Origin of the sequence: Methanopyrus sp. SNP6 (genome assembly GCF_002201895.1) — an archaeon.
Classification (GTDB): Archaea; JAADCQ01; Methanopyri; order Methanopyrales; family Methanopyraceae; genus Methanopyrus.
Genome location: NZ_CP019436.1, coordinates 49,769 through 65,340, shown reverse-complemented (window position 1 = coordinate 65,340; position 15,572 = coordinate 49,769). Strand labels below are relative to the sequence as shown.

The 15,572-nt window shown below is 60.1% G+C and carries 10 protein-coding genes and 1 pseudogene; 8 read left to right on the top strand and 3 right to left on the bottom strand.

Annotated features, from left to right (window positions below):
* Positions 1-32: 32 nt before the first annotated feature.
* Together BW921_RS00325 and BW921_RS00320 are read right to left on the bottom strand one after the other, a co-directional pair.
* Entirely contained in the window at positions 33-614 is a 582-nt protein-coding gene (locus BW921_RS00325) for a methyltransferase domain-containing protein (protein ID WP_168168592.1), read from the bottom strand.
* A gap of 2 nt (positions 615-616) precedes the next feature.
* Positions 617-2,101, bottom strand: a complete 1,485-nt coding sequence (locus BW921_RS00320) for a cobyric acid synthase (protein WP_168168591.1) — start codon at positions 2,099-2,101, stop codon at positions 617-619.
* Positions 2,102-2,127: 26 nt separating this feature from the next.
* Here BW921_RS00320 and BW921_RS00315 point away from each other — a divergent pair, with 26 nt between their 5' ends.
* Entirely contained in the window at positions 2,128-2,637 is a 510-nt protein-coding gene (locus tag BW921_RS00315) for a hypothetical protein (RefSeq protein WP_148688093.1), read from the top strand.
* Here BW921_RS00315 and BW921_RS08025 read toward each other — a convergent pair.
* Positions 2,634-3,675 (bottom strand): annotated as a pseudogene (locus BW921_RS08025) (NAD-binding protein); the annotation flags it as partial. The gene BW921_RS00315 and the pseudogene BW921_RS08025 sit on opposite strands and share 4 nt — an antisense overlap.
* Before the next feature lie 152 nt (positions 3,676-3,827).
* Between BW921_RS08025 and BW921_RS00295 the strand changes: the two are divergent.
* The 7 genes from BW921_RS00295 to BW921_RS00265 all read left to right on the top strand — a co-directional run bounded on the left by BW921_RS00295 (position 3,828) and on the right by BW921_RS00265 (position 15,572).
* Complete coding sequence (locus BW921_RS00295; protein ID WP_168168588.1) at positions 3,828-4,805, top strand: ornithine cyclodeaminase family protein; 978 nt, start codon at positions 3,828-3,830, stop codon at positions 4,803-4,805.
* A 46-nt stretch (positions 4,806-4,851) separates the two neighbouring features.
* The gene (locus BW921_RS00290; RefSeq protein WP_210400465.1) at positions 4,852-5,169 is read left to right on the top strand and encodes a hypothetical protein; all 318 of its coding nucleotides are present in this window, start codon (positions 4,852-4,854) and stop codon (positions 5,167-5,169) included.
* A 6-nt stretch (positions 5,170-5,175) separates the two neighbouring features.
* Positions 5,176-5,988, top strand: coding sequence for a 2-amino-3,7-dideoxy-D-threo-hept-6-ulosonate synthase (locus tag BW921_RS00285; protein ID WP_088336372.1), 813 nt, complete (start codon positions 5,176-5,178; stop codon positions 5,986-5,988).
* Between the two features lie 6 nt (positions 5,989-5,994).
* Positions 5,995-7,200: a 3-dehydroquinate synthase II gene (locus BW921_RS00280; protein ID WP_148688088.1), complete on the top strand. Its 1,206-nt coding sequence runs from the start codon at positions 5,995-5,997 to the stop codon at positions 7,198-7,200.
* 115 nt (positions 7,201-7,315) lie between these two features.
* On the top strand, positions 7,316-8,299 hold the full coding sequence (locus tag BW921_RS00275) for a permease (RefSeq protein ID WP_168168587.1): 984 nt from the start codon (positions 7,316-7,318) through the stop codon (positions 8,297-8,299).
* 53 nt (positions 8,300-8,352) lie between these two features.
* Positions 8,353-9,723 carry a prenyltransferase/squalene oxidase repeat-containing protein gene (locus BW921_RS00270; protein WP_148688086.1) on the top strand — a complete coding sequence of 457 codons (1,371 nt, stop codon included), beginning with the start codon at positions 8,353-8,355 and terminating at the stop codon, positions 9,721-9,723.
* A gap of 14 nt (positions 9,724-9,737) precedes the next feature.
* Complete coding sequence (locus BW921_RS00265; RefSeq protein ID WP_168168586.1) at positions 9,738-15,572, top strand: cobaltochelatase subunit CobN; 5,835 nt, start codon at positions 9,738-9,740, stop codon at positions 15,570-15,572.

Below are 15,572 nucleotides of genomic sequence, written 5' to 3'. Positions count from 1 at the left end.
GAACCGGTGGACCGTCCTGTGGGTATGGAGAGTCAGACCCTACCGAAGACTATGAACCCCGTGTGACCCAGAGTACGGCCGGGTCGAATCCCACGCTTTTCCACCTGGAGTTTTCGCTCGATCAGTTCAACGGCTTCCAACCAGGTGCACCGATCCTCCAAGATCTGCCAGACGGCTCTCACCTGCTCGAAAAACGGGCAGAACACAGCGACCTTCCCGTTCGATTTGATGGCGTTTAATCCCACCTCAAGTACGCGGTCGGGCTCGGGTAGGTCCAACACCATCGCATCGAACTCGTCTTCCAACCCCTCGAGGTACTCCCTAGCGTCACCGTGCTTCAACGTCACGCTCCTCTCGTAGACTTTTCCCAACTGTTCGAGGTTCTCCCGAGCCTTCTTGAGCTTCCTGGCGTCGATCTCGATCCCGACTACTTCACCATCTGGGTAGACTATCCGGGCTATGGAAGCTGTGAGGAACCCGGATCCGACACCCGATTCGAACACGCGATGGCCTGGGAGTAGCCCAAGTCGTTCCGTGATTAGGCCCGAATCCTTCGGCTCGATAGGCCTAGTTACGCGCTCGAAGGAACTTACCTTCAACCGGTCTAAATCCACCCTTACTCCCCCAGGAGCTCTGGAAGATCCGTCGATTCTACGATCTCCTGGGCGACCTGAAGGTTCCGCTTCACCGCCTCCCGAACTACGTCCCGCTCGGGAGGATTCCACCTGCCTCCGGATACCCATCTGAGGAACTCGTGACGGAAGCGTCGGTTGAAGAATATCCCGTGTAAGTAGGTACCGAGAACGGGCCGATCGATGCGATACGCACCGTCTAGAAGACATCCTCTGTTTCCATACCCCGACCGTAAACGGATCAAGTGTGGGCCGCCGGTATAGGTACGCCCCTCATGGATCTCGAACCCCTCAACTCGGATGCCGCGGAGGTGCGGATGGTTCACGACTCCCTCCGATCGCACCGTCACCTTACCGGTGTCACTGGGGAACACGGTCACGGCATCGAGAAGTCCGAGCCCCGGGACCGACTCCCCCGGGTTGAGCTCACTCCCCGACTCGTCGACGAGCTCTTTGCCGAGCATCTGATATCCTCCGCACACCCCGAGCACCACCGTATCCTCGCCGGCCGCCTGAACTACCTCCTCGTCCATCCCGTGTTTCCGAAGTTCTTCGAGGTCGGAGATAGTGGTACGGGTTCCAGGGAGGATCACTGCATCCGCGTCCTCAGGGAGGCTGTCCCTAGGGTCCACGAACTCCACTCTCACGTCCGGCTCCATCGCGAGAGGCTCGAAGTCGGTGAAGTTGGAGATCCGGGGCAGCCTGATGACCGCGATCCGTACGGAACCGCGCCCGGGGGAATGGGTGTCGAGTGCCTCCGAGTCTTCCCAAGGCATCCAGAAGTCCCCGATGTGACGCACGGTTCCGAAGTAACGTACGCCTAGGCGGCGCTCCAACTCCTTGATCCCAGACTCGAGGAGGGACTCATCGCCGAGGAACTTGTTGAACAGGAAACCCTTTACCAACCGTCGCCATCGCTCCGGTAAGAGCTCGATCGTGCCGTAGACGGCCGCGAAGGCTCCGCCCCTACTGATGTCCGCGACCAGGATCACGTCCGCACCCAGGGCTTCGGCTACCCGAAGGTTCGCGATATCGGTGTCAAGGACGTTGACCTCCGCGGGCGACCCTGCACCCTCGGCGACGATGACCTCGTGCTCCTCCGAGAGGATTTCGGCGGATTCCAAGACGGCTTGCCAGGGATCTTCGAAGACGATTTCCCGGTACTCGCGATACGACATCGTCCCGATAGGCTTTCCATGGACGATGACCTCCGAGCGGAGCTCCCCTTTGGGTTTAAGGAGCACGGGATTATGGTGGATCGAGGGTTCCTGACCTGCCATCGCGGCCTGGAACGCCTGGGCGACGGCGATCTCCCCGTTTTCCTTTGCCACACACGAGTTCAGCGACATGTTCTGGGATTTGAACGGAGCCACGTCCACGCCATGCTGGCGTAGGTAGGCGCACGTAACCGCCGCCAAGAACGACTTACCGGAGTTCGAGGCCGTACCGACGAACATGATCGCCGACAAGTCACAAACCCCTCGGGGGAGTCCCATTGGACCCGGTGTTCCATGTGGCAGCTTCGTATGCGCTGGCGCGGGCTGCTGGGTACACCGTCCGCACGTCCCTGGTGTACGCCTTCGGAATAAACGTGGCGATCGACCTCGATCACCTCCTTCGGTACCGTTGGATACTCCACTCGCCCGTCGCGTTGCTAGCGGGGGTAGCCACTGCGTACGCGGCCGGACTGAGGACGGGACTCGTCCTGGCTATGTACGTATTTCACCTTGTGACTGACGCTCTAGCTGGGATGAAAGGGGCAGGGACCGGCGTTCCCGCGATGTTCCCTTTCTCGCTAAAATCGTACGGACTGGAGGCCTACGTGCTTCTGGGTCCGAAGGGAATCTCGTGGTCGTTCGCACCGATCGCACGATCCTCGGAGGTGGGACCCACGGGTTTCTTGGTGTCCGGTGTGGGCTTGGCGACGGCGCTCGGCGTCGTCGTCTTCGAACTCCTGGGTGCGTTCAAAAGGAGACGGGAGCTGGCACTGGCACCGCCGATTTAGTTCCGAAAAGCCCGGTCCAGCACTTCCCTGTGAGACATATCGACACCGATCAGGAACCCTAGTTTCTCGAGTTCCTTAACGATCCTCTCTTTATCGCCAGGGTCCGCGACGAACACCCTATGTGAATGTACCCCTCGACACAGCTCGTGAAGGGCCTCCACTGTCGACCTGAACTCCTTCGAGGTCTCCAGTAGCTCCTTCCGGCGCTGGAGGTCCTCGGGCGACTCTATCGGGAGCTACTTCACTATTGGTTCTGGTGACTCGGGGACGTGGAAACGTACGTCCAAGATCGTGCCGCCGTTCTCGACGATCGCGCGCCACTCCTTCTCAACTTCATTGAGATCGTGCCTGACGGTCACCGTGAACGAGTGTTCGGCCAGCACACGCTCCACGGCCTCCTCGCCCGCGACCCGGTAGGCGTCGACCACCTCGTCGGCCCCCGCGTGCGGGAGGAGATCGGCGTTCTCCGGATCTCGGGCTACGGCGATCACCCGGGCGTCGGGGTTAAGCTTGCGTACTAACAGCGTCACGTACACGTTGGTCTCGTCGGAGTCCGTACAGATCACCACGAATCTGGCCCTATCCACACCCGCACGCTCCAGCGTCCGACGGTCTGTAAGGTTCCCCTCGACCGTAGGGAATCCCTCGCGTCTCGCCCGTTCCACGCGCTCCTTGCTGGTCGACCACGACCACGTCGAACCCGTGGGCGCGGAGCCGCCCGGCGGCCTGAGCCCCCACACGTCCGAATCCGCACACGACGACGTGATCCCTCACGTCCCGTAACCACCTCCTTTGGTTGATATCATGTACGAACTCACGGAGTCCGCCCCTCACACCGATTTCGACCGCGGTGAGTACGAGCCATCCCATAGCGCCGGCGCCCAACAGTGTGACGGTCATCGTCCACAGTTTACCTGCCTCTGTGCGAGGAGTGAGGGCACCGTAACCAGAGCTCATTAAGGTGATCGTGAAGTACAGGGAGTCTAGTAGTGACCACCCCTCTATCAGATGGTAAACGAGAGCACTGGTCGCAATCACACCGAGCACGTACAGGACCAGCCACCGCAGTCCAGTAACGCTGTCGGACGACCTGATGAAGCGCTACCCCCGAACCACCGCGAACTTTCGAACAAAGCGCTCCGGAAAACGATTTCCGGATATGGTCGAATTTTACGTTGCCGGGGGTCATCATGCTGTTCCTTTCGGAAGATCACGTCAGAGCACTCCTCGACGTGAGAGAAGTCGTCGAGCGTGTCGAGGAGACGTTTCGGATCAAGCCCGAGTGCGAGATGCCACCGAAGGTTATCGTACCGCTGGAAGGTGGCGACTTCAGGGCGATGCCCGCCTACTTACCGGAGCTAGGTGTGGCCGGCGTCAAAATCGTAAACTCACATCCCGGCAATCCAGATCGCGGTCTCCCGACGGTCATGGCTGTCATGTGCTTGATCGAACCGGAAACGGGGAGGCCGCTCTGTCTGGTCAGCGCGACGGAGATCACATCGCTGAGGACTGGAGCGGCTGGGGCGGTGGCATCGAAGTACTTGGCCGAGGACGTGCGGATTATCGGGATAGTCGGTGCGGGAGTGCAAGGGAGGTACCAGCTCCTCACGCACGCGGAGGTCTTTGACCTGGAGGCGGTGTTCGTGTACGACAAGGCGTGTAAGGTGGCCCGGAGGCTCGCCGAATGGGCCGAGCGGGACCTCGGTGTCGACGCCGAGGTACTCGACGATACGGACTTTTCGAAGCTGAACGTCGACGTCGTCTGCACATGCACTCCAGCCACCGAGCCTTACCTAGGCCCTGAGGACGTTCCGGAAGACGTCCACGTGAACGCCATAGGATCGGACGCCCCGGAGAAGCAGGAGGTGAAGACCGAGCTGTTGAAGCGCGCAGTGGTCGTGGTCGATGACCGCGAGCAGTGCGTAGAATCAGGGGACGTAAGCCAACCCGTGGAGCGGAACGAACTGAACCCGGAAGAACTCGTCGAACTCTCGGACGTGGTGAGAGGAGAGATAATGGTAGATCCCTCGGAGTTGACCGTGTTTGACTCCACAGGGATCGCTATCCTCGACGTGGCTGTCGGGGCGTTGGCGTACGAACGTGCCGAGAAAGCCGGCATGGGGGTGGAGATAAAGCCGTTTGAATTGTCGACGGGAAATTTTAAGTAGTCACGATCATGACACTTGATAGCACAGAGCAGGGGATGGTCCGCGGGTGCTGCGGTCGCTCAGGGAAGCTATGGAAACCCTGCGCCGGCACGTCCGGGTCCTGGAGGTCGTGGTCGAGCATCAACCTATCGGGATCGGTCGGATAACGGATGTGACCGGAATGGAATGGCATAAGGTTAGGTACTCGCTTCGTGTGTTGGAGGAGGAAGGGATCATACGCCCCTCGAAGAGGGGGGCCGTACTCACCGAGGACGCTCCCGCGCGCATCTCGGAGATATCCCGACGTTTGTCCGAGCTCAATCGAGAGTTCGAGGACATTTCCAAACGCTACCAGTCCTTAGCCCGGAAGCTCGAGGAGGGGTGATCCGGATTGGTACATATCGGTAAACAGATCCGGATGGAGCGAATAATGGACCGCGAGACCGGACGCACTCTAATCGTACCGATGGACCACGGGGTGACCCTAGGTCCGATCACGGGTCTTGAGGATCTGGAAGAGACCGTCGACGCCGTGGCCCGCGGTGGAGCTAACGCTGTCCTCCTCCACAAGGGTATGGTCAAAGCGGGTCATCGGGGTTACGGACGAGACGTCGGTCTGATCATTCACCTGTCCGCCAGCACCGAGCTGGGACCCGACCCGAACAACAAGGTCCTGGTATCCCGGGTGGAGGAGGCCATAAAGCTCGGTGCGGACGCCGTCAGTGTGCACGTGAACGTGGGTGCAGAGGACGAACCTCAAATGCTCAAGAAGCTGGGTGAAATCGCCGCCCGATGTTCGGAGTGGGGTATACCCCTGGTCGCGATGATGTACCCACGAGGTCCGAAGGTCGAGGACGAGTTCGACGTAGAGTACGTTAAGCACGCCGCCAGGGTGGGAGCCGAGCTCGGTGCGGATATCGTGAAAACCAACTACACGGGCGACTCGGACTCCTTCCGTGAGGTCGTGAAGGGTTGTCCGGTGCCGGTGGTGATCGCGGGAGGTCCGAAGGCGGAGACACCGAAGGAAGTCCTCGAGATGGTTAAGGGCGCCATCGAGGCGGGAGCGGCCGGTGCGGCCATCGGTCGTAACATCTTCGCGCACAAGTCTCCACGCATGCGCGAGGCGATGACCCGGGCTATCGCGAGGATCATACACGAAGACGCGGAAGTGGAAGAGGCGATGAAGGAGCTGGAGCGGGTGTAAGTCGAGATGCAGACCAAGCAGGTTTGGGTCTCGGTGGCATTCGAAGGAGAGTGGGACGAGAAAAAGCCCTACGTCACGGAATCGATCGAGGCCGGTGTTGACGTGATAGTTTGCCTTCCCGAGGACGTAGAGCGCGTGAAAGAGCTCGGAAACGTTAAGGTCGCGGTGCCGCTGATGCCGGACCCAGGTTCCCCCGACCTAGCTCTCGAGGAGCTGGATGCCATCGACGCCGACGTGGTGATTGTTGGCAAAGGTGGTGAGGGAGACGGGTCCATCGACCTGCCGGACGACGTATCCGAGTCCATCGACGCCGCGCTCATCGAGAAGGCGCGGGATCGCGGGTTCGAGGTCGCCGAGTACGTAGAGATTATGGACAAGCCTTATGAGCGCTTCGCCGTGGAGATAGCGAAGAACGTGGGACCCGACTACGTGATCGCGATCGGTCGTGATTGGAAAATCATCCCGCTGGAGAACCTCATCGCGGAACTCCAGAGTGAGAAGACACAGCTCATCGCCGGGGCTCGGGATACCGAGGAGGCACGTATAGCTTTCGAGACGCTCGATGTGGGTTCGGATGGTGTCCTGCTCGACGCGGAGCGGATCGATCCGTCAGAGATCAAGAAAACCGCGGAGATCGCGGAGCGGGCCGCGGCGGAGCGGTTCGAGCTCGTCGCGGTCGAGGTGAAGGAGGTCAAACCGATAGGTAAGGGCGACAGGGTTTGCGTGGACACCTGCTCGCTCATGTCCGAGGGTGAAGGGATGCTCGTAGGGTCGACATCTCGCGGGATGTTCCTCATCCACAGCGAGAGCCTCGAGAACCCGTACGTCGAGCCGCGACCTTTCCGGGTGAACGCCGGTCCGGTCCACGCCTACATCCGTGTGCCCGGCGGGAAGACGAAGTACCTGGCCGAGCTGAGACCCGGCGATGAGGTGCTGATAGTCGACACGGAGGGACGTACAAGGACCGCGGTAGTGGGCCGACTGAAGATCGAACGGAGACCGCTAATGCTAATCCGCGCTGAGTACGAAGGTTTGGAGATTCAAACTATAGTCCAGAACGCCGAAACCATTCACCTGGTACGTGAGGACGGCGAGCCTGTATCCGTAGTCGATCTCAAACCAGGCGACAAGGTGCTCGCATACGTGGAGACCGAAGAAGGTAAGGGCCGTCACTTCGGGATGGAGGTCGAAGAGACCATAGTGGAGGAGTAACCCCCTCCCCGCCCCCGCCATTGTTACAGTTATCGTAACGAATCCCACACCTCACCCACATTCGTCTTTTTAGTATATGTGCACTCCAGAACCACTGGCTGTCGGGGGACGGCACTTGGATCCCCTAAACGCGTTCGTGGGCTTTTTAACGGAGATTTCTCCGTACCTGCTCATCGGTCTCGTGTTAGGAGCTGCACTACAATCTATGGTTCCTGAACACTACCTCGCCCGTCATCTGCGTGGTGGCCTCAAGGCTTGCATAATTGCAACGCTTCTCGGAGTTCCGCTTCCCCTCTGCTCGTGTTCGGTCCTCCCGCTCGCGATAGCGGCCAAGAACCGTGGGGCCGGTGTAGGCCCAGTCATCGCCTTCATCGTAGCTACCCCGCAAACCGACGTGAACTCCCTGTTGTTGGCCTACGCGCTGCTCGGGCCGTACTTCATGGCGGCTAAGGTGCTGACCGCGGTAGTTGCGGCCGTAGTGGTCGGTTATATGGCCGAGCTCGCCCTGAAGGACCGAAGCGAAGAGGCGGAAGAACTCCCATTGTGCGGAGAACACGGACCATGCTGCCGAGGGCGTTCCTTCAAGGATTTCCCACGTGAGCTTCTGGAGCTATCGGGCACCGTAGGGCCGTGGCTTCTGATAGGACTTGTAGCTTCAGTCCTGCTGGAACTGTTGGTACCGAGTCCGACGGTACGATACCTCAAGGGTCTCCTCGGGTCTATTCTCGCCGCCCTGATAGGTCTACCGCTCTACGTGTGTTCGGTCGCCGCGATCCCCATAGCAGCCTCGCTGGTGGCGAAGGGAGCCTCCATAGGCTCGATGCTGACGTTCACCGTGGCCGGCCCTGGGACCAATGTAGCCACGCTGTCCGTTATCCTACGATTCCTGGGATGGAGGATCGTCGCGGCTTACCTGGTCGGAATCACCCTCTGCGCGGTCGCGGCCGGATATGCTGCGGATACCATACGTGTGCCGGTAGTTCCCGCTGATGTCTTCGAGGTGTCCAGTCACCCGAGCCTGGACGCCGTTCCCGCGGTGATACTACTATCACTTATAGTGGTGGGAGTCATATGGAGGTTAGCACGAAGTAGAACATAGACCAGCAAAATTTATTTTGTAATAACATGGGGGCGGGCGGGGGTAATACCGCGATGGGAATCCTTAGGCCGTTAGTACTCGCCCTCGTCGCTGCTGGTCTATCGACCGCTCCGGGATCCGCCATCACGGCCGAGCAGATCCAGGAGTGCGCCAGGGCCGCTCACGACTGGTTGAAGGGGCAGCAGTACACTGAGGACGACGTGGGAAAAATCATCGAGTACAAGGATAGGAGCGGACAGAAGGCCACGTACCAGGTCAAGCCGGAAGACGTCGGCGCGTTCCCGATGTCGTACAAGTCGGACGTCACGTACTACTGCCTGCCGAACCTGCACACGTACGTGGTCATGGACACCCTACTGACGGCCGTCGAGGCCGGGTACCCCATCGACAAGGACATGATCCTGAAGGCCCTCCGGTATATGTGGAACGTGAAGGGTAAGTACCAGCGCAAGGAAGATCCCAACGGGAAGTGGGCGTACTGGGTCAGAATAAAAGACGGTAAAGAAATCCCTAGCGCGGGATTGACAGCGAAGTTCGCACTGCCGTTCTTCCGGGCCAGACAGGCGGGCATCGTTCCGGACGACGAGTGGAACGAGTACAAGCCGTTCCTAGAGAAGGTGATCAGATGGCTCCGTGAGGGTCCGAACCTGCAGAAGGAGGATAAGGGCTGTTGCTGGATAGACTACCCGGACCGTCCGGGTGGTGCTCACGGTATCACGGACGTGACATCGTACTGCTTCCGGACGCTGCTGGCGGCCGGAACGCCTCCGGACGACGATCTGGTCTTGAAGGTCGTCGAGTGGTTCCTGAACAACCAGGACGAGAAGGGTAACTTCTACACCGACCCGAGGGATACAGGTTGCCCGTACCCGCTGTACACGACCGGACACTGTCGTGCTGTGATCGCCCTCTGCGATTGGCTCGAAGCCGTGCAGCGGGCGGGCAAGGAAGACGAGCTGAAGGGATTAGTAGAGCGCGTGAAGAACGCGCTCAAGAAAGCTATCGACTACCTGCTATCTCTTCGGGACCAGGAGTCCGGCATGTGGGGTCGCGGCCCGCTGACCGAGTACCCGCCGGACTACGGTAGCACGGCCTCCGCGCTGGTCGCGCTGCTCAGGTGCGCGAAGTTGGGTCTCATCGACCCGAACCACGAGGCTATCGTGAAAGCACTTGAGGTGCTGCACGACCAGTACCTGAGGGCCAAGCGACTGAGGTTACCGTTCTACTGGTATTTCATCCGGAGCGTCTGGAGCCCGGAGCTGCGCTACCGGAGCCAGACGCTGGCGACCTCGTACGCGCTGGCAGCCTTCGCGTTGGCCGAGAAACTGGGCGTCAAGGGTATCACCGAGCGGAAACGCTTCCCAGTGGCTCCAGGGGTCCTGGCACTGGCCCTCGCAGCGTCGCTCCTAACCCGACGCCGCTGAGGGGGGTTCTTCCGGTGCCGTGTCCCCCCCTAATTCTCTCGCTATTACTCATCACAGCCTTTACTTCGTTCGTACCGGTTTCTTGCGGTGAGGTGGTAGTTATCTCACGTTACGCCGGTCAGTTCATAGAACCGTTATCGAAGTCCGGAGTGGACTTCCTCGCCATCGACCCGCGTTCGTACGACTCCCTCATCGTAGGTGCGAACCTCGAGGAGGTGAGGGAAGAAACCTGCGAGCGCATCCGGAACGCTTCGGCCGTGATACTATATCGATCGTCAGGACTGACGGTGTTGGACCCGTACTCGGCGCCGGAGTACGCGGCTCTAGCTGAGGCCCTGTCGCGCGGTGTCCCATTCTATGTGTATCAGAACGACATCAACATCCCGATCGGTTCGGCCAAGGCCGAAATGGTACCGCTGGTGGACCGCACGGTGGACGTAGGGGGCACCGAGATCCCACTTTACATGTTCCTAACTACGCTCTCCGAGCGTAACCTGGTTCAGTTCTTCAGGTACGTGGGAAGTGGAGAACCACCCAGAGCGTTCTACCTCGACGGTTTGCTGTCCCTGTACGACCCGCTCACTGATACCGTGGTCTCCTACGACCATCCCGTCGATCCGATCGTGATCCTGAGGTACCAGCGCGAGTTCCCACACGGCGAGGTACTATCCAGCTACCACGGTATCACCGTGTACCCACGGTGGTTCGTGGAGCTGATCCGCGGCGAGGTCCTTCCCAGGCTTCACGAGATCTTCGACCGCTACCGGAAACTGGGTGAGTCGAAAGGTTTCTACTCCTCGAGAGCCCCGACAGTGTTCGTCGTCTTCGACTCGGCCAACCTCTTGGGCCGACACCTCGGCTACCTCGACTGGTTGAAGGTGCTTGCAGGGAAGCTCCACGAACGCGGGTACAACGTGGTGCCCATCGCCCTGCACTACGACATCCTGTACATGCTACCCGAAGAACTTCTCAAGGCACTGGAGCCGCTAATCGAGGAAGAGCATACTGTATGTATCATGTGGGCTGTCAACCACAGTATGATGCGGTACTACGGTCCCGACAGCCGGCTCGTGAGACTGTTCGAGCGGCTGAACGTCCCGGTGATCGGCTTGGATAGCAACCACATGGGCATGACTAAGCTGCAGTGGGAATGCCTGTACATGTCCGAGCGCGCTGCCGACCATTACATGGTGTTCAACGTGATCGTACCGGAGAACCTCGGCTTCCTAGGTCCGTTCCTCGTCGGGACATCGCGCGTTGTCAGGTTACCACCGGGGCTCGCCCGACACGTCCCAGGTGGAGTACTCCGAATCAGCGGTAGCGCGGTCGAGGAAACGATCGACGCCGTCGTCCGCCTAGTCGAGAAGCTCCGCCGGTTGCGTGAGGCTCCCAACCGTGAGAAGAGAGTGGCATTGGTGTACGGCGTCGACACCTTCGGTCGGGACTTCGTAGCGGTAGCTGATCAATTGGACGTGCCCGCGAGCGTGTTACACATCCTGGCTTGGCTGCGCGAGAATAGGTACTCGGTCCGCACACCGTGGGACGAGGTGCTACACCGGGTTGTCGAGTTGGACCGAGAGGCGTGGGAACTTCTCGAGCTAGGTGATTTCCGTCGGGCAGTCGAGATCTTCCGTGATGCAATGAATGTGCTGCTAGGGCTATCGGACCAATTCTATCGTGAGTACTTGTCCAAAGCTTATCACGTGGGCCCGTACGTGAGGACCCCGCCCCTCCACACCGGTCTAAACCGGTTTGTCGAGCGAATGAGTGGTCGGGCGCACGAGGTCGAGTTACTACTCCTCGACAAGGTTACCCTCGACGAATACCTCGAGTGGTATCACTCTCTCCCCGAACCCACTCGACTGTACGTAGAACGGGGGATACTAGGATACCTCAGGTATCTCGTCGAGCGGGCTGACCACGGGGAATTACCTCCCGACAAACGCCACCTCGAGTTCCTCCGGGTAAGGATGAAGGCGCTGATGGACACCGCGATCTCGTGCCTGAACCTGTTGGATCTCGATGATGAGGCCCGAAAGGCTCTGGTGGATAGGTTACGGGATGTCTTCGCGGAGGTGACAGACCTGCTCGTCGATATCGCGTTAGGTCGCCAGCTGGACAAGGAGGACGTGCTGCGCGAGTTGGACGGGTTGTGGGAGGAGTGGAGTGATCGGTTGGACGAGCTGGGCGGGCTCTTCGGGTGGGGTCCGCCCGAGAAATCCCCGTTCCTGAGGATCGTGGATGGGGTTCGCGCGTTTCCGATACCAGGAATGAAATTCGGAAACATTATCGTACTTCCAGAACCGCCTCTGTTGCGGATGAAGTCCGAGGCGGAGCTCCGGACGGTCGTGCTCCCGCCCACTCATCTCTACCTGGCGTTCTGGTACTACCTCATGCGGAAGTTCGACGCGGACGCGGTAATTAGGATCGGAAGCCGCGGTAACCTCGAGTGGACTCCGTTGAAACCGATCCTTCCACTCGGCTGGGAATTCCCCATAGTCCTATCCGACGGTACCCCTATCGTCTGCTTGTACCACGTGGGGGATCCGACCGGCTGCGTCACGGCCAGGCGCCGGCTTGGCGCGATCGTCCTCGGTTACTTCCCAGCGCCCAGAAACGAGGTCCGATTCGATCCTGAGGTAGAGCGATTGATCGAGACGCTGGAGAAGTACTTGCAGTCACGGTCACCCGCGCTCCGAGACGCGATTCTCGAACTAGTTCGATCCACGGGACTGTACGCGGCAGTCGCGAACGATCTCGAGGAATTCGAGCGGGACTTTGACCGGTGTGCGAGTCTATTGTACGAGTTCCTAAGGGAGGTCGAGGAAGAATCGGGAATGTGTGGGTTACACGTGTACGGCCTGCCATCGATCGACCCTGAGGACCCGTTCCACTCGCTCGAATGCATGGTCGAGCTCGCCCTACGACGGGCGTTGTGGAGGAAGATAAGCATAAATTGGGAGGCAGTGTGGGCAGGGAGGGACTGCGACGAGACCTCACACTTGGCCCGCGAAGTGCTCAGAAGGTTTCTGCTCAGTGCTAAGTACGAGATCGAGAACCTCCTCAAAGCACTGCACGCGGAGTACATACGCCCGGGATTCGGCGGCTCACCGCTTCGATACGTCTACGTCGCCCCGACCGGGAGGAATACCTGCGCTTACGATACGCGGAGGTTCCCTGACGAAACTGCCGTCTCCGTGTCGTCGGTGGTCGCGACTGAACTGTACCGGCGTACGGAGGATCGTGTGATCATGGTGATGGGGCCGACCGATTTAGCCACTGGCGGCCTCCAGTACGCGCTCGCCCTGGAATTACTCGGTTACGTGCCTGTGAAGACCTCTTTCAGGAGCTATACTCCCACGACGACGGGTCGGACCTCATGCAGGACGAACCTAACCGGTGAGGTAATCGGCGTCCTCCCTTGGGAACTACCGCTCGTGCACGTCCGACACCCGAACGTACCCGTCCAGACCCTCCTGGTTCGCGGTCGGGTCACGGAAGTCCGGTACTCAGGCAGGTCACTAACGGCCGTGGTGGACGATGGCACGGCCCGCGTTGAAATCGTGCTCCCGGAAGGAACCCTGGTGAGCGTGGGCCAGGAGCTCGTCGTGCTCGGTATCCCAGATTTCGAGGCCGAGAACGTGCGCCTGCTGTGCTCGGACCTCGTGATATCGTACAGCGAGGAGGACGTCGTAGACGTGGCCGACCTCGTCGCAATACCCACCGTATGCGGAGGTACGAGTGCGTGCGTGAGCGGGATCGTGAAGCAGGTTCTGAACGACCACACCATCGTCCTCCGATCCGAGTACGATCCGAGCGCGAGCATCACCGTCACGTTCAGGTATCCAGTGAACCTACGCATCGGAGAGAGAGTAGTCGTTGTAGGTGAGTTGACGTTCGATCTCCGGACGGTCCGGATCGTGGGAATCGAGGTACTCGATTTACCCAGGGTCAGGAAAGATGTCCTATTGCTAGTGTCGGGGGCGACGTTCCAGGGGATCAGCCCGTCCGCGCTCTCGCTGGTCAACATGTGCCGCATGCTGGACGTGGTCGCGGCGGAACCGTGGGTCGCCCTGGCCATCGGTGAACGCTCGTACCTCTCACCGACCGCGAGGCCTCACGGTGCGGGGCGATGGGATGTTCTAAGAGACGTGCTCGAGGCACTCGAGAGATCGTTGGAGGAGGTGAAAGAGAGACTTCGGGATCGGGGGTGTGTCCCTGAAGTCCTCAGGAAGCTCCTCGATGACGTCATGACGAAGCTGGAGCGCGATCCGCTGGGTACGCTCCACGAACTACACGAGGGGCTTAAGGAGCTGAACGACTACGTCGTCGTCGGTCTTCGAGACTTGGTCGGGTGGAACCTGGCGGAGCTCCTGTGGTCGGTTGCTATCGGTACCGGCCTGTGGATTCTACCGTCCCGAAACGCTCCGTTCCTGCACTGGGCCGTCTCATACTTGGTCCTACGGGAGGCGTTGAAGGATAGGCTCCCCGACTGGCTCCTCGGGGAGCTGACGTGGGATAACGTTCCGGTGATGGCAGGCGCCGCGGTCTTCACGCAGTGTCCGGGTGAGTTCATAGCGCCGGTACTCCCGATGATCGAGGCCGGCATGTACACGAGTGACAGTGTAGAGTCCCTAGGGCTCCGGACGCTCGTCGGGTTCTCGTACACAGTCCTCCCGTATGTGCGATCGGAGCTCGTGGGAATGCGGCAGCCGTTCCTACACTGTCCGCTCGCACTAGCCTTGGCTGTCGTCACCTCGGACGCGGTCCTGCAGGTGTTCGACTCGTACGACGATTACTCGAACCTCTTCTGCTGCGGTTGCACCGTCAACCTCGAGGCGTCGGCGAGGGCGCTCCTGGATTACCTGCTCCGTGAGAATTCCGTCAGAGGGTGGACGCTCGACGTCTCGAAGGTCGACCTCGGCGCCTTCAAACCTGGCTGGAACGTTGCCAAGGGTGCGGGCCGCCTCGCGAGGCTCGTCGGGTGGAGTGAGGCCCTCCTCCGCGCTGTGAACGACTTGAGAGTGACGGCGAGGAAGATCGATCGTGGTTCGGGTCCGTTGGTCACAACTCGGGCGTATCTCATGCGGAGTCTGCTTAGGACGTTGTATAACAGGAGCTTTACCACCGGACTCCGTCGGTTCGGTGCTTCGGGCGCCCTATACCTGTTGCGCTCGCTCAAGCGGTTCGCGACCCTCGGGTACGTCGCGGTAGGGCGGCGCGACTTCGCAACTGTCCTCCCGACCGTCTGGTCCATAGTCAAAGCCAACGCAGACTGGTTAGCGTCGGTGCCGACGGCCCTAGCTTCGGCCGCGTTCTCGCTCGTCAGAATCTCGACCGATCTGAGCATCCCCTACCCGCGAGAGGCGTTATCCTGGATCGCTTCAGTGGCCTGCTGTTGCCCAGAACTCTGCGCCTTCCAGTCCGGAATCGTCGAGAGGATGGCGGTAGAGACTGCTACCCCGGTATCCAGGACCGCGCCGATGACGCGTCCGGTGCTCAGACCAACCGTCCATGTGACAACTGCGGTTCATATGACACCTGTGATTTCCCAGGTTGTGGCCACAGTCTCGCGTGTCGCGATGGCGACTGGGACTGGGGTAAGTCCGAAGTCGTTGGGGCACACCGGGGTAGGAGTGTCCCTAGAAGGTGTTGCGGATAAAGTCGCCGGAACCGGAAAGGGTGTCGGGTCGACCGTCGCGATGAGCGGGAGAGTGCTGACGCGGGAGTATCAGGCGACCCCGACATCCTACTTCCCGAGGTGGTTGCTGGCACTGACGTTACTCGTGAGCTTCTTCCTAGCCGTATGGTGGGCGAAGCGTTACGAACCGGATCCTAGGGGGTGGTGA